We start from the raw sequence: 25,927 nt of genomic DNA, 5'->3' as shown, positions 1-25,927 counted from the left end.
GGGAAGCTGGAGACACGCACGCTTTCGAAGGAGCAGACGTGATCGACAAACAATGGGAGTCACCGGCCGAAGCCGTCTCCGACATCCCGGACGGCGCCTCGCTGGCCGTCGGCGGCTTCGGCCTGTCCGGTAATCCGATCGCCTTGATCGAGGCACTGCTGGCACAGGGGACGAAGGACCTCAGCGTCGTGAGCAACAACTGCGGCGTCGACGACTGGGGGCTCGGGGTCCTGCTGGCCGCGCAGCGCATCCGGAAGATGACGTCGTCCTATGTGGGGGAGAACAAAGAGTTCGAGCGCCAGTTCTTGAGCGGCGAGCTCGAACTCGAGCTCACGCCTCAAGGGACCCTGGCTGAGAAGCTGCGGGCAGGCGGCTCGGGCATCGCGGCCTTCTACACGCAGACCGGCGTGGGCACCCAGGTCGCGGAGGGCGGTCTGCCTCGTCGATACAACGCGGACGGCTCGATCGCCGTCGCCTCTCCCGTCAAGGACGTCCGCGCGTTCGACGTGGACGGCGTGCCCCAGGAGTTCGTCCTGGAAGAGGCCATCGTCACCGACTTCGCGCTCGTGCACGCGGCGCAAGGCGATCGCCACGGCAACCTCGTCTTCAACAAGGCCGCACGCAACTTCAATCCCCTCGCCGCGATGGCGGGCCGGATCTGCATCGCGCAGGTCGAACGACTCGTGGAGCCGGGCGAGCTCGACCCCGACAGCATCCACCTCCCCGGAGTCTTCGTGCACCGCATCGTCGAGGTCGGCACCGATATCCCCAAGCGCATCGAACGGCGGACCGTCGCCGTGGAAGGAGCCTGAGATGGCACTGTCGCGAGACCAGATGGCTGCCCGAGCCGCGGCCGAGCTCCCGGACGGTGCCTACGTGAACCTCGGGATCGGTCTGCCCACGCTCGTGCCCAACCATGTGCCTGCCGGGACCACCGTCGTGCTGCAGTCGGAGAACGGCATCCTCGGCGTCGGGCCCTACCCCCGGGAAGAGGCCGTCGACCCCGACCTGATCAACGCCGGCAAGGAGACCGTCACGACCCTCCCGGGCGCCGCCTTCTTCGACTCGGCCACGAGCTTCGGCATGATCCGCGGCGGGAAGATCGACGCCGCCGTCCTCGGCGCCATGCAGGTGTCTGCCGCCGGTGATCTCGCGAACTGGATGATCCCGGGCAAGATGGTCAAGGGGCCGGGTGGCGCCATGGATCTCGTTCACGGCGCAGCGCGCGTCATCGTGCTCATGGAGCACGTCGCGAAGGACGGCTCGGCCAAGATCGTCGACGAATGCACGCTCCCGTTGACCGGTCGTGCGGTGGTCGATCGGATCATCACCGACCTGGCCGTGATCGACGTCACGGAGGAGGGGCTCGTCCTCGTCGAGACGGCGCCCGGCATCACCGTCGACGAGGTCGTCGACGCGACACAGCCCCCGCTCACCATCCACCCGGATCTCCTCGAGGGAAGGACCCCTGCACCATGAACGACACCGAGAACGACATCGTCATCGTCTCCGCGGCCCGTACGCCGCAGGGGCGGCTGAAGGGACAACTGGCCGCCTTCACGGCGCCGCAGCTCGGATCCTTCGCGATCCGTGGCGCGCTCGCGCAGGCTTCGGTCGATCCGGCCGACATCGACGCGGTGATCGTGGGGCAGGTGCTGGCCGCGGGCTCGGGGCAGAACGCGGCGCGCCAGGCGGCGATCGGCGCGGGCATCGGCTGGGATGTGCCGGCCCACTCGGTCAACAAGGTGTGTCTGTCCGGATTGACGGCCATCATCGACGCGGCGCGGATGATCGCCACGGGCGACGCGGACGTGGTCGTGGCAGCGGGGATGGAATCGATGACGCGGGCGCCGCACATGCTCATGGGCTCGCGCGACGGCTGGACGTACGGGAGCGTCGAGGTCCTCGACCACATGGCCTACGACGGTCTCACCGATGCGTACGACCGCGAGAGCATGGGCGCGTCCACGGAACGCCACAACGCCCGTTTCGAGCTCACCCGGGAGGCGCAGGATCGCGTCGCCGCGCTGTCGCACCAGCGCGCGGCCGCCGCGCAGGAAGCGGGAGTCTTCGATGCGGAGATCGTGACGGTGGAGGTGCCGCAGCGCCGGGGAGAGCCGCTGCTCACGAAAGATGAGGGGGTCCGTCCCGACACCACGGTCGACACCCTGGCCGGACTGCGTGCCGCCTTCGCCGAGGGCGGTTCGATCACCGCGGGGAACTCGTCCCAGATCTCCGACGGCGCATCGGCCGTGATCGTCACCACGCGGCGCACGGCGGAGGCGAAGGGCTGGCCCGTCCTGGCCCGGGTGGGGGCGAGCGGTCAGACCGCCGGACCGGACAACTCGCTGCAGGCGCAGCCGGCGCGCGCGATCGAGCGCGCCTGTCAGAAGCAGGGCATCACGCCCGCAGATCTCGATGTCGTGGAGATCAATGAGGCCTTCGGCGCTGTCGTGGCACGCTCGCAGACCGAGCTCGGACTGGATGAGGGCATCGTGAACATCCACGGAGGGGGCATCGCTATCGGCCACCCGATCGGGGCCTCCGGTAACCGTCTCGTGGTCCATGCGGTGCACGAACTCGTGCGTCGAGGCGGAGGAACTGCTGCCGTCGGACTCTGCGGGGGAGGCGGTCAGGGCGAAGCGCTGATCCTCACACGCTGATGTGTCCGTCCAGGGCGCTCGGACTCAGCGCCGTGCGTCCTGGGCGTGGTCCTGCGTGTCGGCGAGAGCCTTCTGCGAACGGAACTGGAGCCGCTGGGCCTTCTTCGCCTTCTTGACCGACTGCGGCGAGTCGGCGTCGACGAGCACACCGCGACGTTCACGGTTCATGTCGACGACGGCTCCGATCGCCAGAGCCATCGTGATGCCCCAGCTCAGCCACGACAGAAGGGCGCGCCAGGTGATGGGCTGTTCACGGGTGCCGCGCAGCAGGGAGACACCCGCGGAGATCGCAGCGACGAGTCCGGTGCTGAAGAGGTAGCGCATCCCTTTACGCTACCCGTCCGCACCCCATGTCGCACCGAGCCTTGACAAGCCCTCCCGGATCCTGGCAGGGGAGTAGGTCGTGAAGGACAGGCGCAACGTCCGTGGATCCGGGGTGCCGGAGGAGAACGACGTGCCGGGGACGAACGCGACGTCCCGAGACAGCGCTCTCCTGAGCGCTGTCGTGGCGTCGGAGCCCTCCGGGAGGCGGACCCAGACGAACATGCCGCCGTCTGGTCGAGTCCACGTGCTGCCCTCGGGCAGCACGGTCGGCAGCGCCTCGAGCATCGCGTCGCGGCGGGCGGCGTACGCGTCGCGGATCCGGTCGAGCGCGGGCTCACTGCGACCGGAGACGAGGTAGTGGGCGGCCGCCGCTTGATCGATGGTCGAGGTGTGCAGATCGGCTGCCTGCTTGGCGATCGTCACGGTCGAGCGGATGTCGGCCGTCGTGCGGATCCACCCGATCCGCAGGCCGGGAGCGATCACCTTCGAGAAGCTGCCGAGGCTGACGACATGCTCGGGTGCCAGCTCGGCCAGCGAGGGGAGGGGGTCGCCCGAGTACCTCAGTTGGCGGTACGGCTCGTCTTCGATGATGCGGAATCCTCGGCTCCTCGCGATCTCCGCGATGCGTCTGCGGGCCTCGAGCCCGTGTGTTCGGCCCGTCGGATTCTGGAACGTGGGCACCGTGTAGAAGAACTTCGGGCCGTGCGTCGACGCCAGTCGGTCCAGCGCTTCGAGATCCAGGTCATCACCGTTCGCGGGAACGCCCACCACGTGCGCTCCCGCCAGCGCGAACGTCTGCAGGGCGGCGAGATAGCAGGGCTCTTCCACGAGGATCGTGTCTCCGGGGTCGAGCAGTGTCGTCGCGAGCAGTCCGAGACCCTGCTGCGAACCCGTCGTGATGATCAGATCGGATGCGGCGGTGGGCAGTCCGTCGATCGAATAGCGCCGCGCGACCTCTTCCCGCAACCGCGGGTCGCCTTCCGACGTGGAGTACTGCAGCACACCGGGAGAGGCCAGGACGGCGTCGAACGCAGCACGGATGCCGTCCACGTCGAAGAGCTCGGGGGCGGGGAGACCCCCGGCGAACGAGATGACCTCCGGCCGCTCGGTCAGTGCGAGCAGGTCACGCACCGGGGAAGTCTTGGCCGTTCCGGCCCGCTGCGAGCGTGAGGGAAGCGGGACGGTCGCCGCGGCGACAGGGGCGGTGGTGGGCAACGGAATCCTCCTCGGGAGCGGCAGCGTGAGACGGGTGCCGCCCAGGATAGACCCTCCCTGCACCGGCGGATTCCCGGGCTTTCCTCGTCCACATCCGCTATCCTGGGTGCGTCGCGGCTCGCCCGCGGCCGCACACACCGTGTATCTACCGGCCGCCGGCAATCCGGCGGACAGCGGCGGCACCCGACATCGCGTCATCGACGCGCGAGAGCCATGACACACGCACCCGCATCACCGAAATCCGCCTCGCAGAGCCCGAGCCTCCTCCGCATCGCGGGCCTCCCGTACTTCCTCATCGCCTTCATCGCACGTCTGCCCTTCGCGATGATGGTCGTCGGCGTGCTGACGGTCGTCGTCTCCGCGCGCGGATCCCTCTCGCTCGGAGGCCTGACGTCGGCTGCCGTCGGATTGGGCACAGCGTGCTTCGGGCCTCTGCTCGGCGCTGCCGCCGACCGATTCGGCCAGCGTGCGGTGCTGGTCATCCTCGCGCTGGCCAACGGAGCGATGCTCCTGCTCTTCACGTTCGTGGTCTACGGCACGGCCGCGGACGGCTTCGTACTGCTCGCCGCGGTCGGCATCGGTGCGACGGCGCCGCAGGTCGCTCCGCTCTCGCGCTCACGACTGGTCACGATCATCCGGGACCGGATGCCGGAGGCCCGACGTGATCGCACGGTGTCCGGCACGATGGCGTACGAGTCCGCCGCCGACGAGACCGTCTTCGTGTTCGGCCCGTTCCTGGTCGGCATCCTGGCGTCGGCGATCTCGCCGTGGGCGCCGCTGGTCGGTGCCGCCGTTCTCACCGTCGTGTTCGTCGGGGCATTCGCCCTCCACCCGAGCGGCCGCCATGTCTCGCAGGACCGTGACGCCGACGGGAGAGCGCCCTCGGCCGTCTCGGAGCTGTTCCGCCCGCGGCTGCTGATCGTCGTCGTCGGCATCCTCGGCGTCGGGATGTTCTTCGGAGCCATGCTCACCTCGCTCACCTCGTTCATGGCGGATCGGGGTGCTCCGGAGCAGGCCGGCCTTCTCTACGGCGTGATGGGGGTCGGCTCCGCCCTGCTCGCCCTGGGCGTGGCCTGGCTGCCGCCCGCGTTCTCGCTGCGCGCGCGCTGGCTGGTCTTCTCCGGAATCCTGTTCGTCGGCACGCTCCTGCTGAGCGTCGTCGATTCGCCGGGCGCGATGGTCCTGGCTCTCGCGATCATGGGCATCGGCATCGGCCCGACCCTCGTGACCCAGTACAGCTTCGGTGCCGCCCGCAGCCCGCTCGGTCGCTCCGCGACCGTCATGACGATGCTGGGCTCCGGCGTCGTCGTGGGGCAGTCCATCGGCGCAGCCGTCACCGGAGAGATCGCCGAGAGCATCGGCACCTCCGCCGCTCTCCTCCTGCCGATGGTCGCCGCTTTCATCACGTTCGCGGCCGGGGCCGCCAACTGGGTTCTCAGCGGTGAGCGGCGTCGTCTGTCCGTGACGGTCTGACACCGCGCGGCAGAGTCACGCCAACCTGGGTAAGTTGGACTCAACCCCCTGGTGTGAGGAGCCCCCTTGGCAGCTGCAGATTTCGTCGTCGTCGCCAACCGGCTGCCCGTCGATCGGGTGGAGGGGCCTGACGGCGAGGAGGTCTGGCGGACGTCGCCGGGAGGACTCGTTGCCGCTCTCGAGCCGATGATGCGCAACGTGCACGGTGCCTGGGTCGGCTGGGCCGGTCAGGCCGATGTCGAGTTGGCCCCGTTCGAAGCCGGTGGCATCGAACTGGTCCCGGTCCCGCTGAGCGCGCAGGAGGTCGCGGAGTACTACGAGGGCTTCGCGAACGACACGATCTGGCCGCTCTACCATGACGTGATCGCGCCCCCGCAGTATCACCGTGAATGGTGGGAGGCCTACGTCACCGTCAACCGTCGATTCGCCCAGGCGGCGGCGTCCGCGGTGGCCGAGGGCGGCACGGTCTGGGTGCACGACTACCAGCTGCAGCTCGTCCCGCAGATGGTGCGCGAGATCCGGCCCGACGTGACGATCGGGTACTTCCACCACATCCCCTTCCCCGCTCACGGGCTGTACGCGCAGCTGCCGTGGCGTGACCAGGTGCTCCGTGGGCTGCTCGGTGCCGACGTGATCGGGTTCCAACGCGCTCAGGACGCCACCTACTTCCTGACGGCCGTCCGCCGCCGGCTCCGCTACGAGGTGAAGGGGCCCAACGTCTCCGTCCCCGAAGGCGACGGCGTGAGGCCGGCTCTGGCCAAGGCCTTCCCGATCTCGATCGACACCGCGCCCTACCTCGAACTCGCGGGGCGCGCGGACATCCGGGCCCGTGCAGCGGAGATCCGCGCCAGCCTCGGCAACCCGAAGCGCATCCTGCTCGGCGTCGACCGCCTCGATTACACCAAGGGCATCCGCCACCGCATCAAGGCCTACGGGGAGCTGCTCGCGGAAGGGCGTCTCAAGATCGAGGACGTGACGCTGGTCCAGGTCGCGAGCCCCAGCAGGGAGCGCGTGGACGCATACGTGCACCTGCGAGACGAGATCGAGCTCGCGGTCAGCCGCATCAACGGCGACACCGACACGGTCGGGCATTCCGCCATCCGCTATCTGCACCAGGGGTACCCGCGCGAAGAGATGGTGGCGCTCTACCTCGCCGCGGACGTGATGCTGGTCACCGCTCTCCGTGACGGCATGAACCTCGTCGCGAAGGAGTACGTCGCGACCCGTGTGGACGACCGCGGTGTGCTGGTGCTGAGCGAGTTCACCGGTGCCGCGGACGAGCTCCGACAGGCCGTGCGGGTCAATCCGCACGACATCGAGGGCCTCAAGGACGCGATCATGACCGCGGTGGAGATGTCCCCTGCCGACCAGGGACGGCGCATGAGATCACTTCGCCGGCGTGTTCTGGACAACGACGTCAACGCCTGGTCCTCCTCGTTCCTGGCAGCGCTCGCCGAAGTGCGTGCGCGCTGATCGACCTCGCAATGGAGACACGGGGTACGCCCCGCGGATTGGAGAAGCTGTGACGCGCCCCTGGACCCCCGGAACCGCCGACGAAGACCTGAGCGCGCTGGCGGCGACGCCTCGGCTGGTCGTCGCCCTCGACTTCGACGGCACCGCATCACCCCTGGTGCCCGACCCGATGGCCGCGCGTGCGCTCCCCGAAGTCGCCGTCCAGGTCGAGCGACTCGCGGCGCTGCCCGACACGGTCGTCGCCTACGTCTCCGGACGCAGCATGCACGATCTGCGCGTGATCACCGAGCACACGGATGACTCCGCGATCGCACTGGCGGGCTCGCACGGTGCCCAGTACTGGTTCCCCGGCGATGACCCCGACGCCGTCCATGACGCCTTCGACGAGGACGGCACCCGGGAAGAGCTCTGGGCCGCCGCGAAGCCGATCATCGCGCGCTACGAGGGTGCCGAGTTCGAGCCGAAGACGTTCGGTATGGGTGTGCACACCCGACGCGCCGATCGCGAGACGGAGGAGCGCGTCTTCGCCGAGATCGATGCGCTGGTCGCCGAGCGCTTCCCGCACTGGCGCCGTCGGGCAGGACACCGTGTGCTGGAGTTCTCCTCGCGCACGGAGGGCAAGGACGCCGCGATGACCGCTTTGCGGGAGCGCTTCGACGCCACCGGCATCCTGTTCGCGGGCGACGACGTGACCGATGAGGACGCGATGCGCGTGCTGGGACCGGGTGATCTCGGTGTGCGGGTGGGCCCGGGGGAGAGCGCTGCGACCCTGCGTGTGGACACTCCACAACAGATCGCCGAGCTTCTGGAGGCGTTGGCGGACGAACGCACCGCCGCGCGGCAATAGACTTCCGTCATGTCCTCGCATGATCCTGCCAGCAGCGCGCCCATCGACATCAAGCCCCGCAGCCGCGTCGTCACCGACGGCATCGAGGCCACGACCTCCCGCGGCATGCTCCGTGCCGTCGGCATGGGGGACGCGGACTGGGACAAGCCGCAGATCGGCATCGCCTCGAGCTGGAACGAGATCACGCCCTGCAACCTGAGCCTCGACAGGCTCGCTCAGGGAGCGAAGGAAGGCGTGCACTCCGGCGGCGGGTACCCGCTGCAGTTCGGCACGATCTCCGTCTCGGACGGCATCTCGATGGGCCACGAGGGCATGCACTTCTCGCTCGTGTCCCGCGAGGTCATCGCCGACTCGGTCGAGACGGTCATGATGGCCGAGCGTCTGGACGGCTCCGTCCTGCTCGCCGGCTGCGACAAGTCGATCCCGGGCATGCTCATGGCCAGTGCGCGCCTCGATCTCTCCAGTGTCTTCCTCTATGCCGGTTCGATCGCCCCGGGGTGGGTCAAGCTCTCCGACGGCACCGAGAAGGACGTCACGATCATCGACTCGTTCGAAGCGGTCGGGGCGTGCCGTGCCGGTCTCATGAGCGAAGAGGACCTCAAGCGCATCGAGTGCGCGATCGCTCCCGGTGAAGGAGCCTGTGGTGGCATGTACACGGCGAACACGATGGCCTCGGTCGCCGAAGCCCTCGGTCTCAGCCTTCCCGGATCCGCCGCGCCGCCCGCCGCGGACCGTCGTCGCGACTACTTCGCGCACCGCTCGGGCGAGGCCGTGGTCAACCTGCTCCGCCAGGGCATCACGACCCGCGACATCCTGACCAAGGAGTCGTTCGAGAACGCGATCGCGCTGGCGATGGCTCTCGGCGGCTCCACCAACGTTGTGCTCCACCTGCTCGCGATCGCCCGCGAGGCCGACGTCGAGCTGAGCCTGCACGACTTCAACCGCATCGGGGACAAGGTCCCGCACGTCGCCGACATGAAGCCGTTCGGCAAGTACGTCATGAACGACGTTGACCGTCACGGCGGCATTCCGGTGATCATGAAGGCGATGCTCGATGAGGGGCTGCTGCACGGCGACGCTCTCACCGTCACCGGCAAGACGCTGGCCGAGAACCTCGCGGACCTCGACCCCATGCCGATCGACGGCGAGGTCATCCACACGTTCGACAACCCGATCCACGCGACCGGCGGCCTGACGATCCTTCACGGCTCGCTCGCACCGGAGGGCGCTGTCGTGAAGACCGCGGGCTTCGACGCCGCGGTGTTCGAGGGGCCCGCCCGTGTGTTCGAGCGCGAGCGCGCCGCGATGGATGCGGTCGCCGACGGGGAGATCGAGCCCGGCACCGTCATCGTCATCCGCTACGAAGGCCCCAAGGGCGGACCGGGTATGCGGGAGATGCTCGCCATCACCGCGGCCATCAAGGGCGCGGGGCTCGGAAAAGATGTACTACTCTTGACGGACGGACGATTCTCAGGCGGCACAACCGGCCTGTGCATCGGCCACATAGCACCCGAAGCGGTGGACGCAGGTCCTATCGCCTTCGTGCGCGATGGTGATCTGATACGGGTCGATATCGCAGCTCGCACTCTCGATCTACTCGTCGATGACGCAGAGCTCGCCTCCCGCCGTTCCGGCTGGGAGCCGCTTCCCCCGCGCTACACCCGAGGCGTTCTTGCCAAGTACTCGCGCCTCGTGCGGTCCGCCGCCGAGGGAGCGACCACCGGCTGACCCGGACGCTCCGGCATCCGGCGTCCTCCAGAGATCATCAGAAGGAAACTCATGACTGCTGATTCCGCCCCGGCCGTGCCGAGGCCGCCCGCTCGTCCAACGTCTGCGCCGGAGATCACCGGCGCCGAGGCCGTGGTGCGCTCGCTCGAGCTGCTCGGTGTCACCGACGTGTTCGGGCTTCCGGGAGGAGCGATCCTCCCGGTGTACGACCCGCTCATGGACGCCTCCGAGCTCCGCCACATCCTGGTGCGGCACGAGCAGGGCGCCGGTCACGCCGCCGAGGGCTATGCCTCGGCCTCCGGGAAGGTGGGCGTGTGCATCGCGACGTCCGGTCCCGGAGCGACGAACCTGGTCACGGCGATCGCCGACGCCTACATGGACTCGGTGCCGCTGCTGGCCATCACCGGTCAGGTGTTCTCGACGTTGATGGGAACCGACGCGTTCCAGGAGGCCGACATCGTGGGCATCACGATGCCGATCACGAAGCACTCCTTCCTGGTGAAGGACGCCGCCGACATCCCGGGTGCGATCGCCGCGGCCTACGAGATCGCGGGCACCGGTCGTCCCGGACCCGTCCTCGTCGACATCACGAAGGATGCGCAGCAGGCCACGGCACCGTTCGTGTGGCCGCCCAAGATCGACCTCCCCGGCTACCGCCCGGTCACCAAGGCGCACGGCAAGCAGATCCAAGCGGCTGCGAGCCTCCTCGCCGAGGCCAAGAAGCCCGTCCTGTACGTCGGCGGCGGAGTGATCCGCGGCCGGGCGGCAGCCGAGCTGCTCGAACTCGCGGAGTCCACGGGCGCTCCGGTCGTCACCACGCTGATGGCGCGCGGCGCGTTCCCCGACTCGCACCCGCAGCACCTCGGGATGCCGGGCATGCACGGCACGGTTCCCGCTGTGCTGGCGCTGCAGGAGGCCGACCTCCTGGTGTCCCTCGGTGCACGGTTCGACGATCGCGTGACGGGCAAGGCTGCGCTCTTCGCCCCCAACGCCAAGGTCGTGCACGTCGACATCGATCCCGCGGAGATCTCCAAGATCCGAACCGCCGACGTGCCGATCGTCGGTGATGTGCGCGATGTGCTCACCGATCTCGACACGGCTTTCCGCGGAGCGACCGCGGGCGTGAAGCCCGACATCGCGGAGTGGTGGTCATACCTCGACGGCCTGCGCACCGAGTTCCCGCTCGGCTACGCTCCGACGACCGACGGGCTCCTGGCCCCGCAGCACATCATCCAGCGGATCGGTGAGCTCACGGGACCCGAGGGCATCTACGCGTCCGGCGTCGGACAGCACCAGATGTGGGCCGCGCAGTTCATCAAGTACGAGCGCCCGAACGCCTGGCTGAATTCCGGCGGTGCCGGGACGATGGGCTACTCGGTCCCCGCGGCGATGGGCGCGAAGGTCGCCGAACCCGACCGCGCCGTCTGGGCGATCGACGGTGACGGCTGCTTCCAGATGACCAACCAGGAACTCGCGACCTGCGCGATCAACAACATCCCGATCAAGGTCGCGATCATCAACAACTCCTCGCTGGGCATGGTCCGCCAGTGGCAGACGCTGTTCTACGACGGTCGCCACTCCAACACCGACCTCAACACCGGGCACGGCACGATCCGCATCCCCGACTTCGTGAAGCTCGCCGAGGCCTACGGCTGCCTCGCGATCCGCGTGGAGAAGGAAGAAGAGGTGGATGCCGCCATCCAGCTCGCACTCGAGACGAACGACCGCCCCGTGGTGATCGACTTCGTCGTGAGCGCCGACTCGATGGTGTGGCCGATGGTCCCCCAGGGAGTCAGCAACAGCTATGTCCAGTACGCCCGCGAGCACGCGCCCGCATTCGACGAGGAGGACTGAGCCATGTCGACCCACGTGCTGAGCCTGCTGGTGGAGAACACCCCCGGTCTTCTCACCCGTGTCGCGGGGCTCTTCGCCCGCCGCGGCTTCAACATCGACTCCCTCGCCGTCGGCGTGACCGAGGTCCCCGGGATCTCGCGCATCACGGTGGTCGTCGACGTCGATGAGCTCCCGCTCGAACAGGTCACGAAGCAGCTCAACAAGCTGATCAACGTGATCAAGATCGTCGAGCTCGACTTCGCCACGTCGGTGCAGCGCGAGCACATGCTCGTGAAGGTGCGCACCGACAACGCCACCCGGTCGAACGTGATCGAGGTCGTGAACCTCTTCCGTGCGTCCGTCGTCGACTACGCTTCCGATGCCCTCGTGATCGAGGTCACCGGCGACAAGGGCAAGGTCGACGCGATGCTTCGCGCGCTCGAGCCCTTCGGGATCAAGGAGATCGCCCAGTCCGGTCTTCTCGCCATCGGCCGAGGCGGCAAGAGCATCACCGAACGCGTCCTGCGCGGCTGACCTTCCAGACCATCACACCTACCTGCCCCGCCGTCCTCGGACGTGCAGGGCGTGCACCACTGTCACGAACAAGGAGAAACACAAAGTGAGCACCGAGATCTTCTACGACGCCGACGCCGACCTGTCCCTGATCCAGGGTAAGAAGGTCGCCATCGTCGGCTATGGCTCGCAGGGCCACGCGCATGCGCAGAACCTGCGCGACTCGGGCGTCGAGGTCGCCATCGCTCTCAAGGAGGGCTCCAAGTCCGCTGCGAAGGCCGAAGAGGCGGGCTTCCCGGTCAAGACCGTCGCGGAGGCCACCGACTGGGCCGACGTCATCATGATCCTCGCGCCGGACCAGCACCAGCGCATCATCTACAGCGAGTCGATCGCGCCGAACCTCACCGCCGGCAAGACGCTCGCCTTCGCCCACGGCTTCAACATCCGCTTCGGCTACATCGACGCGCCCGAGGGCGTCGACGTGATCCTCGTGGCGCCGAAGGCTCCGGGCCACACGGTTCGTCGCGAGTTCGTCGCCGGCCGGGGCATCCCGGACATCATCGCGGTCGAGCGCGACGCATCGGGTCACGCCTGGGACCTCGCCCTCTCCTACGCGAAGGCCATCGGTGGCACCCGCGCCGGCGTCATCAAGACGACCTTCACCGAAGAGACCGAGACCGACCTGTTCGGCGAGCAGGCCGTGCTCTGCGGTGGCGTGAGCCACCTCGTGCAGGCGGGCTTCGAAACGCTCACCGAGGCGGGCTACCAGCCGCAGATCGCTTACTTCGAGGTGCTGCACGAGCTCAAGCTCATCGTGGACCTGATGTGGGAGGGCGGCATCGCCAAGCAGCGCTGGTCGATCTCCGACACCGCCGAGTTCGGCGACTACGTCTCGGGTCCGCGTGTGATCGACGAGCGCGTCAAGGAGAGCATGAAGGGCGTCCTCGCGGACATCCAGTCCGGCGCCTTCGCGAAGCGCTTCATCGATGACCAGGACAACGGGGCGGAGGAGTTCCTGGCACTGCGTGCCAAGGAGGAGCAGCACCCGATCGAGGTCACCGGCAAGGAACTGCGTTCGCTCTTCGCCTGGAAGCAGCAGGACGAGGACTACGTCGACGGCAGCGCGGCACGCTGATTCGATTCTCGAAAGAACGGGCGTCCCTCCAGGGGCGCCCGTTCTTTGTGTGGTCTGCGCCAAATCACGCCAGACATCGGATGTCTGTGTCAGGATGGGAGCCATGCGACAGGAATGGTTTGACCGGGCCCGGTTCGGGATGTTCGTCCACTTCGGCCTCTACAGCGGGGCAGCCCGTCATGAATGGGTGCAGAACTACGAGCGTTTGACGGACGAGGACTACCGTCCGTACTTCGAGCACTTCGATCCGGATCTCTTCGACGCCGCATCCCTCGCACGCACCGCGAAGGAGACGGGCATGGGCTATGTCGTCCTCACGACGAAGCACCATGACGGCTTCTGCCTGTGGGATTCGAAGCTCACCGACTTCACTTCCGTGGTGAACGTCGGACGCGACCTCGTGCGTGAGTACGTCGAGGCGTTGCGCGCGGAGGGGATCAAGGTCGGCCTGTACCACTCGGTCATCGACTGGCATCACCCCGACTTCACCGTCGACTGGAACCACCCGCGCCGCGACGACGAGAACGCCCACGAACTCAACGTCGGGCGTGACATGGCCCGATACCGCGCCTACCTCCACGGTCAGGTGCGAGAGCTCCTGACGGAGTACGGGGAGATCGATTACCTCTTCTTCGACTTCACCTACCCCGAGAGCAAGGAGGGGTGGGCGGGCAAGGGGCCCGAGGACTGGGATGCGACCACCCTGCTCGCGCTGTGCCGTGAGCTCCAGCCCGACATGCTGGTCAACGATCGGCTCGGGATCCCCGCCGACTTCGTCACGCCGGAGCAGTATCAGCCCACCGCACCGATCGTGCGCGACGGCGTACCGCTGACCTGGGAGGCATGCCAGACGCTCAACGGCTCCTGGGGCTATCACCGGGACAACATGGACCAGAAGTCCGCCACACTGCTCGTGCAGATGCTCGTCGACTCGGTGTCGATGGGCGGGAACATGCTGCTCAACATCGGCCCTGACGGTCGTGGTGCGATCGCGCCCCGGGATGCCGGCACCCTGGCGGAGATCGGCGAGTGGATGCGTCTGCACCGTCATGCCGTGATCGGGGCCGGGCATGCGCCGCTCACCCCGCCGCGCGAGGGCGTCTACACCCGGCGCGCGAACAAGCTCTACCTGAGCCTGTTCAGCTGGCCGATGGGCTTCGTGCACCTTCCGGAGCTCGCCGGAAAGGTCTCCTACGCGCGGCTGCTGAACGACGGATCCTGGCTGCAGACCAGTGTGTCCGACCCGGACCGTCAGGCTGATCTGATGACGCCCGCGGGGGAGGCGGAGGGGACGCTCACCGTGCATCTGCCGGTGCGGCGTCCCGAGGTGCTGGTGCCGGTGGTCGAGCTGACGCTCATCGACGAATGATCCACACGGTGGCGACGGCTCAGGCCGTCGTCACCGGTATCTCCATGCCTTCGAGCGCAAGGCGTGCGGCGCCGTGGAGGATCGCGTCGGCGCCGGTCGTCGCCGCTTCGATGCGCAGTCGCTGGGTCGCGAGGGGGTGGCATGCCTCGTAGACGCGGCTGCGGACGGCGGCGATGAACGGTTCCGAGGCGCTCATGCTGCCGGTCAGGAACACCGCGTGCGGGTTGAAGAAGTTCACCACGCCTGACAGCGCCTGCCCGAGATGGGTTCCCGCCGTGCGGACCAGGGTGGTCGCGAGGGGATCGGCGTCGCGCGCCAGGCTCAGCACGTCGGTCGTGGTGCGGACCACCTCGTTGCCGCGCTCGCGCATCTGGCGCACGAGGCTCGCCCCACTGGCCACCGTCTCGAGGCAGCCGGTGTTGCCGCAGGAGCACGGGATGTCGCCGCTGCCGTCGATCCGCGTGTGGGTGATGTCTCCTGCCGCGGCCGTCGCCCCACGGTGGACGTGTCCATCGACGATGATGCCGCTTCCGATGGCGGTGCCGGCCTTCACCGTGATGCTGTGCCCGGTGTGCCCGAAGCGTTCGCGATGCTCGCCGAGTGCGGCGAGGTTGGCGTCGTTGTCGACCGCGACCGGCACGCCGTAGCGCGTCGCGAGATGGGTGCCGACACGGAAGCCCGGCCATCCCGGCATGCGCGACGGCTGGTCGACCGTGCCGGTGGCGATGTCGACGGGACCGGGCAGGCTGATGCCGATCGCGTGGACCCGCGACTCGGAGGCGAGTCGGTCGAAGACCTCGCCGATGCGGTCGAGCGTGGCTTCCGGCCCCTCGGTCACATCGACTGTGATCGAGCGACTGTCCAGGAGAGCACCGCTGAGGGAGTGCCTGCCGATACGCGCGTGGCCGCCGCCGAGGTCGGCGGTGAGCACGACACCGTCCGCGGAGATCTGCAGCACCCGCGGGCGGCGTCCCCCACGTGACGTGCCGTCGCCGGCCTCGCGCAGCACGCCGGCGTCGAGAAGGGACTGCACGCGGAGGCCCACGGTCGAGGCGGCCACGCCGAGTGCGGCGGCGAGCTCGGTGCGGGAGCGGGCCTCGCCGCGGGCGACGAGGTCGAGGATGCGGCGGGTGTGCGGGTCGTCGACGGCGGTGTCAGCGGGGTTTGGCATGGGAGCACTTTCCTGGTCGGAGCATTCGTCAGCGTAGTAGGGGATGGTCATGTTTCCCGGGAGTTACGAATTATCAAGCTCCGATAAACATCGGATGTTCAGCTTGCGGCCTCTTGCGAAGTGTGAAACGGTAACTTCATACGAAATCCTACTAGGTTGTTTCGACCCGCGAAGCAACTAGTTCCCTTCCAGGAGGCATTCAATGAAGAAGTTGCGTGTAGGGGCTGTCGTCGCCGTCACCGGCGTCGCAGTCGCGATGACCGGCTGCGCGAGCAGCAGCGGCAACGGTGGTTCCGCCGACGGCGACACGATCGTCGTCGACATGTGGGCAGGCAGCGAGTCCGACGTGGATGCCCTCGAGGCGCAGGTCGCATTCGCCCAGGAGCAGAACCCCGACATCAAGATCAAGCTGCAGACCTCGCCGTGGAGCGACTTCTTCACGAAGCTGACCACGAACATGGCCAGCGGCAACATGGCCTGCGTCACCGGTATGAGCGGCGCACAGCTCGGTGGCTACACCGGTGCCTTCCGTGAGCTGAGCGACGCGGACCTCAAGACGGCCGGCATCGATTGGGCGGACTTCAACCCGAGCGCCGACGGCATCCTCAGCTTCGAAGGCAAGGTCTACGGCGTGCCGTTCGACGTGGCCACGATGCTCGTCTACTACAACCAGGACATGCTCACCGCTGCCGGCGCAGCGACGCCGGAGATCGGGTGGACGTTCGACGACTTCGACGCCATCGCCGCCGACGCGACGAAGGACGGCAAGTACGGCTTCGGCATGGGCATGGGCGGATACCAGTGGATGTCGATGCCGATCGCGTACTCCGCGACGCAGCCGGCCTCCGAGGACGGCACCCTGCACATCGACGACAAGGCGTTCGTCGACGCGTCCACGTGGTACGCCGAGCTCGTGACGGAGAAGAAGGTCGCCGCCCCCGTGGCATCCGCCTCCGACACCGGCTGGGGCGAGAACCAGTACACGGGTGGCAACGCCGCCATGGCGGTCGACGGCACGTGGAACGCCGTCAGCTACCTGAACAACGAGTCCGGCTTCGCGGCCGGTATGGTCCCGCTGCCCGCTGGTGTCGACGGCAACCCCGGCCCGATCCTCGGCTCCGGCTACGGCATCTCGGCGAACTGCGAGAACCCGGAGGCGGCGCTCAAGGTCATGGGCTCGCTGCTCGGCGAGGACGCTCAGGACTACATCGCATCGTCCGGCCGCTCGTACCCGGCACGCACGTCGTCGCAGCCGCTGTACTTCGAGTCCATCGATGAGGAGTACCGCGAGCAGGTGCAGTCGGTCTTCGAGGCGGCCTTCGGTGACACCGTCCCGCTGTACATGACCAAGAACTGGCAGAAGCTCGACAGCTACATCCAGCCCAACCTCGTCAGCGTCTACAACGGCCAGATGACGATGGACGAGCTGCTGTCGAACGCCCAGGCCCAGTTCGGCGAGTGATCCGGCTTCGGCCGTCAGTGGTGACAAAGAAAGAAATATGAGATGACGATCACGACGAGACGTCGACGATCGCTCGCCAAGGTCGAGGCCGGTCAGGCGCTGGGGTTCGCAAGCCCCGCCCTGATCGGGCTCGCCCTGTTCACGATCGTGCCCGTGGGCCTTTCGATCGTGATGAGCGTCTTCGACTGGCCGACCTTCGGCGAGCGGAACTTCAACGGGGTGGACAACTACGTCAAGCTGTTCACCAGCAGCCCGGACTTCTGGCCTGCGCTGCGCAACTCGGCGGTGTACACGCTGCTGTACGTGCCGTTGAGTGTCGCTCTCTCGCTCGTGCTCGCTCTCGGCCTCGGGTCGCGGATCCGCGGGCGAGGTGCCCTGCGCGTCCTCTTCTTCATCCCGGTCGTGACCCCGATGGTCGCGAACGTGCTGGTGTGGAAGATGATGCTGCAGCCACAGGGGCTCTTCAACGGCCTCTCGCAGACGTGGTTCGGCATCGAGCTGCCAAACTTCCTGGCCGACCCGTCGTGGGCGATGATCATGGTCGTCGTGATGAGCGTCTGGCAGGGGCTCGGCTACAACATGCTGATCTTCTCGGCCGCACTCGAGCAGCTCCCCGAGAGCGTGCTGGAGGCGGCGAGCATCGACGGCGCCCGAGGACTCCGACGGGTGTGGAGCATCATCATCCCGATGATCTCGCCCTCGATCTTCTTCGCCACCATCATGACGATGATCACGTCCCTGCAGGTGTTCGTCCAGCCGCAGATGCTCACCGGCGGCGGCCCCGGCAACGCCACCAAGCCGCTCGTCATGTACATCTGGGAGCAGGGATTCACCTTCGGCGACCTCGGCCTCGCCGCCGCGGCAGCCTGGATCCTCTTCGCGATCATCATCGCGATCACCGGTCTCCAGTTCGCCGCGCAGAAGAAGTGGGTGCACTATGAGCACTGAGACCCTCGTCCGCCCGACAGGCCGCGCCGGCCGCTCGGACCGCGAGCGCGCACGGGGTGCCGCGACCACACCGGCGTCGCGTGTGCGGCTGATCCTCGCGCACGTCGCGATCTACGTCGCAGCGCTGATCTTCATCTCCCCGCTCGTCTACGCGTTCTTCTCGGCGCTCAAGCCGAATTCGGAGATGTTCTCCATGCCGCCGACCCTGGTCGGGTCGGAGCTTCGCTGGAGCAACTTCGTCGACGTCTTCGCCTACGGCCCGTTCCTCACCTACATCATGAACTCGTTCATCGTCGCGATCCTCGGCACGCTCGTCGTGCTGATCGTGTCGACCACGGCCGGGTACGCCTTCGGGCGGTTGCGCTGGAAGGGACGGGACGCCGTGTTCGTGCTGTTCCTCGCGACGCTCATGGTGCCCGCCGAGGTGCTCGTGATCCCGATGTTCCAGGTGATGCAGTGGTTCAACTGGGTCGACACCTATCAGGCGCTCGTGCTCCCGTTCGCGTTCGGTGCGTTCGGCACGTTCCTGATGCGGCAGTTCTTCCGCGGCATCCCGTATGAGCTGGAGGAGGCCGCGCGCGTCGACGGCGCCGGGCCCGTGCGCTCGTTCCTGCAGATCATCCTGCCGCTGTCGAAGTCGGCGGTCGCGGTGCTCGCCGTGTTCACCTTCCTGTCCTTCTGGAACAGTTACCTGTGGCCGCTCATCGTGACGGTCGACTACAACGCGCACGGCACCCTCCCCGTGGGTCTCGCGAGCTTCGCCGGACTCACCGGGACGCGCTGGGACCTGCAGATGGCTGCGGCGATCATCTCGATGGTGCCGACGACGATTCTCGTGATCGTGCTGCAGAAGCACCTGGTCAAGGGCATCGCGATGGCAGGACTGGGCGGCCGCTGAGCATGATCGGCCAGGAACAGGGGACCACCATGCCCGTCACGCGTTCGAGCACATCCGGATCGGGAGTCGTCGGTATCGACATCGGAGGCACCAAGATCGCTGCGCTCCTCGTGAGCAGCGAGGGGACGGTGCTGGCACGGGGGAGCGTCGGCGCCCCCGCAGCGCAGGGCGGTGCGGCGATGGCCGATGCAGCCGCGGGTCTCGCCGCCTCTCTCGCTGCCGAGGCCGGTGTCCCGCTCGGGGCGGCCGGTGTCGGCGCTGCCGGTGTCATCGACCACGAGACCGGCACGATCCGCGCAGCCTCGGCGACCTTCGTCGGGTGGGCGGGCTTCCCGCTCGCCGAGGAGCTGGAAGCGCGACTGGGGGTGCCGGTGCGTGTGGAGAACGACGTCAACGCGTTCCTCCTGGGCGAAGCCGCCGCCGCCGGCCGCGAGGACCGCGACGTGCTGGGCGTGATGCTCGGCACCGGGGTCGGAGGCGCGCTCCTCATCGACGGTGAGCTCCACCACGGACCGCACGGTGCCGCGGGGGAGATCGGGCACACACCCGGCTACAGCGAGCTGGTCTGCACCTGCGGGCAGGTCGGGCACCTCGAGACATTGGCGTCCGGTACGTCGATCGCGATGCGGTACCAGGAGCGCACCGGCGACATCGTCCGCGACGCGAGAGTCGTCGCGGATCGTGCACGAGCGGGTGATGTGCAGGCGATCGCGGTGTTCGACGCCGCCGGCCGCGCACTCGCCCTCGCCTGCGCCAGCGCAGCGACGATCCTCGACCTGCCGTGCGCCATCGTCGGAGGAGGCGTGACGTCGGCCTGGGATCTTCTGGAGCCCGCGATCACGCGTACTCTGCACACGGATTCCCCGGTGTCCGGGATCCCTCTGCGCATCGTCCCCGCCGTCCTCGGTTCCGATGCCGTCGCTCTCGGCGCCATCGAGACCGCCCGCCGGGCTCTGGTCCCGGCGGGAGCACACTGAGCCCGACCTCCCGCACCGACAAGGAGCACATCACGTGACCGTACGTCCCGAAGCCCACGAGATCTGGATGGGTCCGCTTCCGACCGTCGCCGACGGGGGGCTCGCGCAGCCCCGGATCGGTATCGCCGGGATCTCCATCGAGTCGAGCACGTTCTCCCCGCACATCTCGGGCGACGAAGCCTTCACGGTTCGCACAGGTGAGGCTCTGCGCAGCTACTACCCGTTCCTCGACGACGGGCGCGAGCTCGCTGCGGCCGCCGACTGGGTGCCCCTCACCCATGGTCGCTCGCTGCCCGGTGGTGCCGTCGCGCCCGAGACCTACCGTCGGATGAAGGACGCCATCGTCGAGGGCATCCGCGAGCAGGGCCCCTTCGACGGCTTCTTCTTCGACATCCACGGAGCGATGAGCGTCGTCGGGCTCGACGACGCCGAAGGCGACCTCGCGCTCGCGGTGCGGGCGGCACTGGGGCCGGACACGCTGGTCTCGACATCGATGGATCTGCACGGCAACGTCTCCGAGGTGCTGCGCGACGCGGTCGACCTGCTCACGTGCTACCGGATGGCGCCGCACGAGGACTGGATGAACACCAAGGAACGGGCGGTGTGGAACCTCCTCGCCCGGCTGCGGGGGCCGCACGGCGCCGACCCGCTGGGCCGTCGGCCGTTCGTGGCGTGGGTGCCGGTCCCGGTCCTGCTCCCCGGCGAGAAGACCAGCACCCGGCTCGAGCCCGCACGCAGCATCTACGCCGAGCTGCCCGAGATCGAGGCGCTTCCGGGCGTCGTCGATGCCTCGGTCTGGATCGGCTACGCCTGGGCCGACGAACCCCGTTGCCAGGCGTACGTCGTGGTCACCGGCGACGATCGGGAGCTGATCGCGCGTGAGGCCGAGCGGGTGGCCCGCATGTTCTGGGAGGCTCGCGAGGACTTCGTGTTCGTCGCTGAGACGGGCACGCTCGATGAGGCGCTCGAGAAGGCGCTCGCGCCGGGAGCGCCCCACCCGTACCTCATCTCGGACTCGGGTGACAATCCGACGGCGGGCGGGGCGGGCGATGTGACGTGGACCCTTGCACACCTGCTCGCGCATTCCGAACTCATCGGCCCCGACCGCACGACCCTGGTGGCGTCGATCTTCGATCCCGAGGCGGTCGCGCGGGCGGTCGAAGCGGGCGTCGGGGCGACGATCACGATCGTGGCGGGCGCCCGGGTCGACGATGGCCCGCACGGCCCCGTGACGATCACCGGGACCGTCTTCTCGATCACCGACGGAGATCCGGACGCAGGCACGCAGGTCGTGATCGCGGCGGGTGGACTCCACGCCATCATCACGGAGCGTCGCAAGCCGTTCCATCACCTCTCCGACTTCCGGATGCTGGGCCTCGAGCCGACGACCGCGGACATCGTGGTGGTGAAGATCGGCTATCTCGAACCCGAGCTGTACGAGCTCGCCGCGGGCTGGACTCTCGCGTTGACTCCCGGAGGTGTCGACCAGGACCTCCTCCGTCTCGGTCACCACCGTCTACGCCCCGGTGTCTACCCCTTCGACCCCGACGGAAACCCCGACCTGAAAGCCGTGGTCGTCCGCCGCGGCGTCGCAGAGGAGCCGACCGCATGATGAACTTCGAGAAGCGCACCGGGCCGGACCTCGGCGCGGATGCTCCGACGTACCCGACGCAGAGCGTGCCCGACTGGTACCGCGACGCGAAGCTCGGCTTCTTCGTGCACTGGGGGCTCTACTCGGTGCCGGCGTGGGCCGTGCAGCACGGCGAGGGCGTGAACATCCCGACCGAGGACGCGTACGCCTGGCATCAGTACGCCGAGTGGTACGGCAACACCGTGCGGATCGCGGGGAGTCCGACCTGGGAGCGTCATCAGCAGCTGTTCGGGCCGGGGACCTCCTACGAGGACCTCGCCGATCGGTGGGACGCCGAGGCGTTCGACGCGGATGCCTTCGTCGGCGAGCTCGTCGGCGCAGGGGCCAGGTACATCATCCCGACCACGAAGCACCATGAGGGCTTCTGTCTGTGGGGCACCGAGACCACCGGCTTCAACGCGGTCGCGCGCGGGCCGCGCCGTGACCTGATCTCCGAGTTCCACGATGCCACCCGGCGCGCGGGCGCGAAGTTCGGCGTGTACTACTCGGGCGCGCTCGACTGGCATGTGAGCGACTTCCCGCCGATCGAGTCCGACACCGATCTGTTCCGATTCCGCCGCAACGACGCCCATTTCGCGCGGTACTCGGCAGCTCAGCTCGACGAGTTGGTCACGCGCTTCTCACCCGACGTGCTGTGGAACGACATCGAGTGGCCCGACGGCGGCAAGGGGCGCGACGAGTATGCGGTCGCCGCGCTGCTGGAGCGATACTTCGAGGCCGTCCCGGACGGCGTCGTCAACGACCGGTGGGGCGTGCCGTATCACGGCTTCCTCACGCGGGAGTACACGGACATCCCGGAGATCATCCCGGAGCCGTGGGAGTCGACTCGAGGCCTGGGCTACTCCTTCGGGTTCAACCAGGCCGAGGATGAGCGTCACTCGCTGTCGGGAGCCGCCTTGATCCGGCTGCTCGTCGACGTCGTCGCCAAGAACGGCAACCTGCTGATCAACGTGGGTCCCGCCGCCGACGGGTCGATCCCGGAACTTCAGCGGCGCGCGATGCGCGAGCTGGGCACGTGGCTCGAGACGAACGGCGAGGCGATCTACGGCACCCGTCCGTGGGTTCGAATGGGCGAGCGGACCGGAGCGCCGCGGCGGTACACGACCACGGGCTCGACCGTGCATGTGCATGCGCTCGACCCGAGCGTCGGCACGCTGGAGCTGCCCGCGGAGCTCCTGGGCTCCGACTTGCGTTGGGCCGACGGTTCCGTCGCTGAGCGATCCACGGACGACCGCACGGTCGCTGTGATCCCGGCCGGTCTGCGCGAGGAAGCTGTCGCCGTCCTGTCCGCTGGCTGAGACGGACCGGATCGCGACCACGCGAGGGCCCTCCCGATGTCGATTCGGGAGGGCCCTCGCTGTGTGCACCGGGTGTCAGGGCCGGGTGAGCTCCTCGAGGACTTCGATCACGTGGCGGTACGGCCGGCCGGTGGCGCGCGTCATGCCGATCTCGCAGGTACGGTTCGCCGACACGAACGCGTCGAAGTCGCCGCGCGTGCTCTCCGCTTCGGCGATCTCCGCGGACTCCTGGGCGGTCGCGCTGGCCGTGAGTTCCGGGTGCAGCATGCCGCGGTCGCCCGCGAAGGCGCAGCAGCCCCATCCCTCGGGGACGAACACGTCGTCGGCGACGGCCGCGGCGATCGCGGTCAATGCTCCGGTCGCGCCGAGCGCGGTCGTGGAACAAGTCGGATGCACGGCCACCGTGGGGAGCTTGGCCGACACGGAGACCTTCGGCAGCACCTCGCGTGCCACGAACGTCGTGGCGTCCTCGATCCGCAGGTCTGCGTAGCGCGGGTTCTTCGCGACCGACTGCGCGAGCATCACGTCCAGGCCCTCTGTGCACGACGCCGCGTCGCACACCACTGGAAGCTCCCCGTGCCTGCTGGCTTCCCACAGCGACTCCAGCACCCGGTCCGACATCAGGGCGTAACCGTCCAGGTGCCCCTTCGACTTCCACGGTGTGCCGCAGCACAGGCCTCCGTTCTCCTCGGGGATCACGACGGCGATGCCCGCACGGTCCAGCAGGGCGCGGAGTGCGTCTCGAGAGCCCTCGCCGTCGCCTTCCGCGCCGAACATCGTCCCGATGCAGGCACCGAAGAAGACGGCCTGCGCGTCGGCCGGCGACTCCGGGCGCGGCGGCTTCGAACCACCGTGCGGGAGCCCGCCGTCGTACAGAGGCACGGTGTCGGCACCGAGGACGGCGCGGCCGAGATGCGTCACCCCGCGCACGAGCGGCGCAGGGAGGGCATCGGCGACGGTGAGCGCGACTCCACCGGCGCGCGTGACCGTGCCCCAGTGCTTGGCTGCGGTGCCCCATACCGCGCCTTCGACGGAGTTCGACTGCTCCGCTCGAAGCCGACGTACCAGATCACCGGTGTTGATGTCGACCGGGCAGGCCACGCCGCACATGCCGTCGACCGCGCAGGTCTGGACGCCGTCGTAGTCGTAGTCCTTCTGCAGGTCGCGCAGCAGCTCGGTGTCGCCCTGCTCCTCGGCCCATGCCATGTCGCGGCGGATCACGATGCGCTGGCGTGGGGTGAGCGTGATGCTCTTGCTCGGGCAGGTCGGTTCGCAGTAGCCGCACTCGACGCAGCGGTCGACCTCGTTCTCGACCGTCGGCACCCGCTTGAGGTCGTGCAGGTACGAGTCAGGGTCATCGGAGAGGACGACTCCGGGATTCAGGATGCCGTCGGGGTCGAACAGCGCCTTGATCTCCCACATCATGTCGGTGAGCTCATCGCCGTATTGGCGACGCACGAACGGCGCCATGATGCGACCGGTGCCGTGTTCGGCCTTGAGCGATCCCTGCTGCGCGAGGACGAGTTCGACCAGGTCGTCCGTGAACCGCCGATAGCGCGCGACGCTGTCGGGGTCGTCGAACCGTTCGTTGAGGAGGAAGTGGACGTTGCCGTCCTTGGCGTGCCCGAAGATGACAGAGCCTTCGTAGCCGTGCTCGGCGAACAGCTCGATCAGGCGTTCGCAGGTGGCGAGGAGCCGGGGGACGGGTACCACGATGTCTTCCAGCAGCGCCGTCGTACCGGACGGGCGCGCACCGGCGACCGCGGTGTAGAGCCCCTTGCGCACATGCCACAGAGCGGCGCGCTCACTCGCATCCGTGGTGAGGCGCGGGGGCACGGCCAGCGGGAGCTGCTCGAAGTGCGACTGCGCCTTCGTGCTCGACGCGGTGAGAGCGTCCGCGTCGGCGGCATGGACCTCGACCAGGAGAGCGGCGTGACCCTGGACCTCGATCTCGGCGATCGCAGAGGGGACATCGCTCAGTCCCTGAGCGACCCGCAGGGATGCGGCGTCCAGGAGCTCGATGGTGGCCAGACCGAGCCGGGTCAGGTGGGGGAGCGCCGTCATCGCCGCCGAGAGCGTCTCGAACACGAGAAGTCCCGTCGCGATCGACGGTCGCACTTCGATCGTGCGGAATCGAGCCTCCGCGACGAACGCGAGCGTGCCTTCGGACCCGATGATGAGATGCTCCAGGATGCGCACCGGGTCGTCGAAGTCCAGCAGCGCGTTGAGCCCGTAGCCCATGGTGTTCTTCATCGAGAACTGCTGGCGGAGGAAGGCGACGTGCTCGGGGGCGGCGAGCAGGCGTGCTCTCAGGTCGAGCAGGCCCGCGACGATCTCGGGTTCCGCCGCGCGCAGCACCTCGCCCGCATCCGGGCGGCCGGTGTCGAGGATCGTCCCGCTCGGGAGCACGACGGTCATCGACTCGATCGTCTGATACGAGTTCTCGGTGATCCCGCAGGCCATTCCGCTGGAGTTGTTCGCGACGACGCCACCGATCGTGCACGCGATCTCGCTCGCGGGGTCGGGGCCGAGCTTGCGGCGGTAGCGCGACAGGCGTGTGTTGACCTGACGTACGGTCGCACCGGGTCCCACCCGCACCGAGGCCCCGTCGTCCTCCACCCGGATGTCTCGGAAGTTGCTGCGCGTGTCGACGAGGATGTCGCCGCTCACGCTCTGCCCCGAGAGGCTGGTGCCTCCGGACCGGAACGTCATCGTGCGCCCGGCGGCGCGGACTGCGCCGAAGGCGCGCGCCACGCCCTCGGCGTCTGCGGGGGAGAGGACGGCATCCGGGATGAGCAGATAGTGGGACGCGTCGTGGGCCCGTGCGAAGCGGTCGATGGAGCGGGAATGGACCTGCGTCCTGGTACCCAGCAATGCGGTGTCCAGGGGTTCGGCGAGGGTGGTCGGCACGGTGCTCCTCTGCTCCGTCGAAAGATTGTCAGACAAGTG

21 protein-coding genes are annotated in these 25,927 nt (G+C 68.3%); 17 read left to right on the top strand and 4 right to left on the bottom strand.

The window, feature by feature from the left end:
- The first annotated feature begins 38 nt into the window (after positions 1–38).
- From KV397_RS09240 to KV397_RS09230, 3 genes are read left to right on the top strand one after another with little or no spacing between them, the layout of a single operon-like run.
- Positions 39–812 (top strand): CoA transferase subunit A, encoded by a 774-nt coding sequence (locus KV397_RS09240; protein ID WP_261811131.1) that lies wholly within the window; start codon positions 39–41, stop codon positions 810–812.
- Between the two features lies 1 nt (position 813).
- The gene (locus tag KV397_RS09235; protein ID WP_261811130.1) at positions 814–1,479 is read left to right on the top strand and encodes a CoA transferase subunit B; all 666 of its coding nucleotides are present in this window, start codon (positions 814–816) and stop codon (positions 1,477–1,479) included.
- Positions 1,476–2,663, top strand: a complete 1,188-nt coding sequence (locus KV397_RS09230) for an acetyl-CoA C-acetyltransferase (protein WP_261811129.1) — start codon at positions 1,476–1,478, stop codon at positions 2,661–2,663. Before KV397_RS09235 ends, KV397_RS09230 begins: the two co-directional genes overlap by 4 nt.
- A 24-nt stretch (positions 2,664–2,687) precedes the next feature.
- Here the strand turns inward: KV397_RS09230 and KV397_RS09225 are convergent, their stop codons facing one another.
- Positions 2,688–2,987 (bottom strand): hypothetical protein, encoded by a 300-nt coding sequence (locus KV397_RS09225; RefSeq protein WP_047519243.1) that lies wholly within the window; start codon positions 2,985–2,987, stop codon positions 2,688–2,690.
- 9 nt (positions 2,988–2,996) lie between these two features.
- Positions 2,997–4,202, bottom strand: a complete 1,206-nt coding sequence (locus KV397_RS09220) for an aminotransferase-like domain-containing protein (RefSeq protein WP_261811128.1) — start codon at positions 4,200–4,202, stop codon at positions 2,997–2,999.
- 213 nt (positions 4,203–4,415) lie between these two features.
- On the opposite strand from KV397_RS09220, the gene KV397_RS09215 reads away from it, so the two are divergent.
- The 8 genes from KV397_RS09215 (at position 4,416) to KV397_RS09180 (ending at position 14,573) form a co-directional block, all read left to right on the top strand.
- Positions 4,416–5,675, top strand: a complete 1,260-nt coding sequence (locus tag KV397_RS09215; protein ID WP_261811127.1) for an MFS transporter — start codon at positions 4,416–4,418, stop codon at positions 5,673–5,675.
- A gap of 66 nt (positions 5,676–5,741) precedes the next feature.
- Positions 5,742–7,148 carry an alpha,alpha-trehalose-phosphate synthase (UDP-forming) gene (locus KV397_RS09210; protein WP_047519238.1) on the top strand — a complete coding sequence of 469 codons (1,407 nt, stop codon included), beginning with the start codon at positions 5,742–5,744 and terminating at the stop codon, positions 7,146–7,148.
- 49 nt (positions 7,149–7,197) lie between these two features.
- Positions 7,198–7,995: a trehalose-phosphatase gene (otsB, locus tag KV397_RS09205; protein WP_153243967.1), complete on the top strand. Its 798-nt coding sequence runs from the start codon at positions 7,198–7,200 to the stop codon at positions 7,993–7,995.
- Between the two features lie 9 nt (positions 7,996–8,004).
- On the top strand, positions 8,005–9,723 hold the full coding sequence (gene ilvD, locus KV397_RS09200) for a dihydroxy-acid dehydratase (RefSeq protein ID WP_047519236.1): 1,719 nt from the start codon (positions 8,005–8,007) through the stop codon (positions 9,721–9,723).
- 51 nt (positions 9,724–9,774) lie between these two features.
- Positions 9,775–11,577, top strand: a complete 1,803-nt coding sequence (locus tag KV397_RS09195; RefSeq protein WP_047519234.1) for an acetolactate synthase large subunit — start codon at positions 9,775–9,777, stop codon at positions 11,575–11,577.
- A gap of 3 nt (positions 11,578–11,580) precedes the next feature.
- Entirely contained in the window at positions 11,581–12,090 is a 510-nt protein-coding gene (gene ilvN, locus KV397_RS09190; RefSeq protein WP_017830816.1) for an acetolactate synthase small subunit, read from the top strand.
- A gap of 85 nt (positions 12,091–12,175) precedes the next feature.
- Positions 12,176–13,204, top strand: coding sequence for a ketol-acid reductoisomerase (gene ilvC, locus KV397_RS09185; protein WP_134353605.1), 1,029 nt, complete (start codon positions 12,176–12,178; stop codon positions 13,202–13,204).
- A 94-nt stretch (positions 13,205–13,298) separates the two neighbouring features.
- The gene (locus KV397_RS09180; RefSeq protein WP_407665258.1) at positions 13,299–14,573 is read left to right on the top strand and encodes an alpha-L-fucosidase; all 1,275 of its coding nucleotides are present in this window, start codon (positions 13,299–13,301) and stop codon (positions 14,571–14,573) included.
- Positions 14,574–14,592: 19 nt separating this feature from the next.
- Here KV397_RS09180 and KV397_RS09175 read toward each other — a convergent pair whose 3' ends face one another.
- Positions 14,593–15,744: an ROK family transcriptional regulator gene (locus tag KV397_RS09175; RefSeq protein ID WP_134353607.1), complete on the bottom strand. Its 1,152-nt coding sequence runs from the start codon at positions 15,742–15,744 to the stop codon at positions 14,593–14,595.
- A gap of 202 nt (positions 15,745–15,946) precedes the next feature.
- On the opposite strand from KV397_RS09175, the gene KV397_RS09170 reads away from it, so the two are divergent.
- From KV397_RS09170 to KV397_RS09145, 6 genes are all read left to right on the top strand, one after another.
- Positions 15,947–17,206: an ABC transporter substrate-binding protein gene (locus tag KV397_RS09170; RefSeq protein ID WP_047519229.1), complete on the top strand. Its 1,260-nt coding sequence runs from the start codon at positions 15,947–15,949 to the stop codon at positions 17,204–17,206.
- Between the two features lie 42 nt (positions 17,207–17,248).
- Positions 17,249–18,154 carry a carbohydrate ABC transporter permease gene (locus KV397_RS09165; RefSeq protein WP_047519224.1) on the top strand — a complete coding sequence of 302 codons (906 nt, stop codon included), beginning with the start codon at positions 17,249–17,251 and terminating at the stop codon, positions 18,152–18,154.
- Positions 18,144–19,052 carry a carbohydrate ABC transporter permease gene (locus KV397_RS09160; RefSeq protein WP_134353608.1) on the top strand — a complete coding sequence of 303 codons (909 nt, stop codon included), beginning with the start codon at positions 18,144–18,146 and terminating at the stop codon, positions 19,050–19,052. The genes KV397_RS09165 and KV397_RS09160 overlap by 11 nt, the downstream gene beginning before the upstream one ends.
- 29 nt (positions 19,053–19,081) lie before the next feature.
- Complete coding sequence (locus tag KV397_RS09155; RefSeq protein WP_227991615.1) at positions 19,082–20,029, top strand: ROK family protein; 948 nt, start codon at positions 19,082–19,084, stop codon at positions 20,027–20,029.
- A gap of 67 nt (positions 20,030–20,096) precedes the next feature.
- Entirely contained in the window at positions 20,097–21,641 is a 1,545-nt protein-coding gene (locus KV397_RS09150; RefSeq protein ID WP_315972140.1) for a M81 family metallopeptidase, read from the top strand.
- Positions 21,638–22,978: an alpha-L-fucosidase gene (locus KV397_RS09145; protein WP_248569520.1), complete on the top strand. Its 1,341-nt coding sequence runs from the start codon at positions 21,638–21,640 to the stop codon at positions 22,976–22,978. The genes KV397_RS09150 and KV397_RS09145 overlap by 4 nt, the downstream gene beginning before the upstream one ends.
- Positions 22,979–23,053: 75 nt before the next feature.
- On the opposite strand, the gene KV397_RS09140 is transcribed toward KV397_RS09145, so the two are convergent.
- Positions 23,054–25,888: an FAD-binding and (Fe-S)-binding domain-containing protein gene (locus KV397_RS09140; RefSeq protein WP_153243973.1), complete on the bottom strand. Its 2,835-nt coding sequence runs from the start codon at positions 25,886–25,888 to the stop codon at positions 23,054–23,056.
- Between the last annotated feature and the right edge of the window lie 39 nt (positions 25,889–25,927).

The sequence above is a fragment of the Microbacterium aurugineum genome (assembly GCF_023101205.1).
GTDB classification, from domain to species: Bacteria; Actinomycetota; Actinomycetes; order Actinomycetales; family Microbacteriaceae; genus Microbacterium; species Microbacterium aurugineum.
This window is presented reverse-complemented; position numbering and strand designations above follow the sequence as displayed.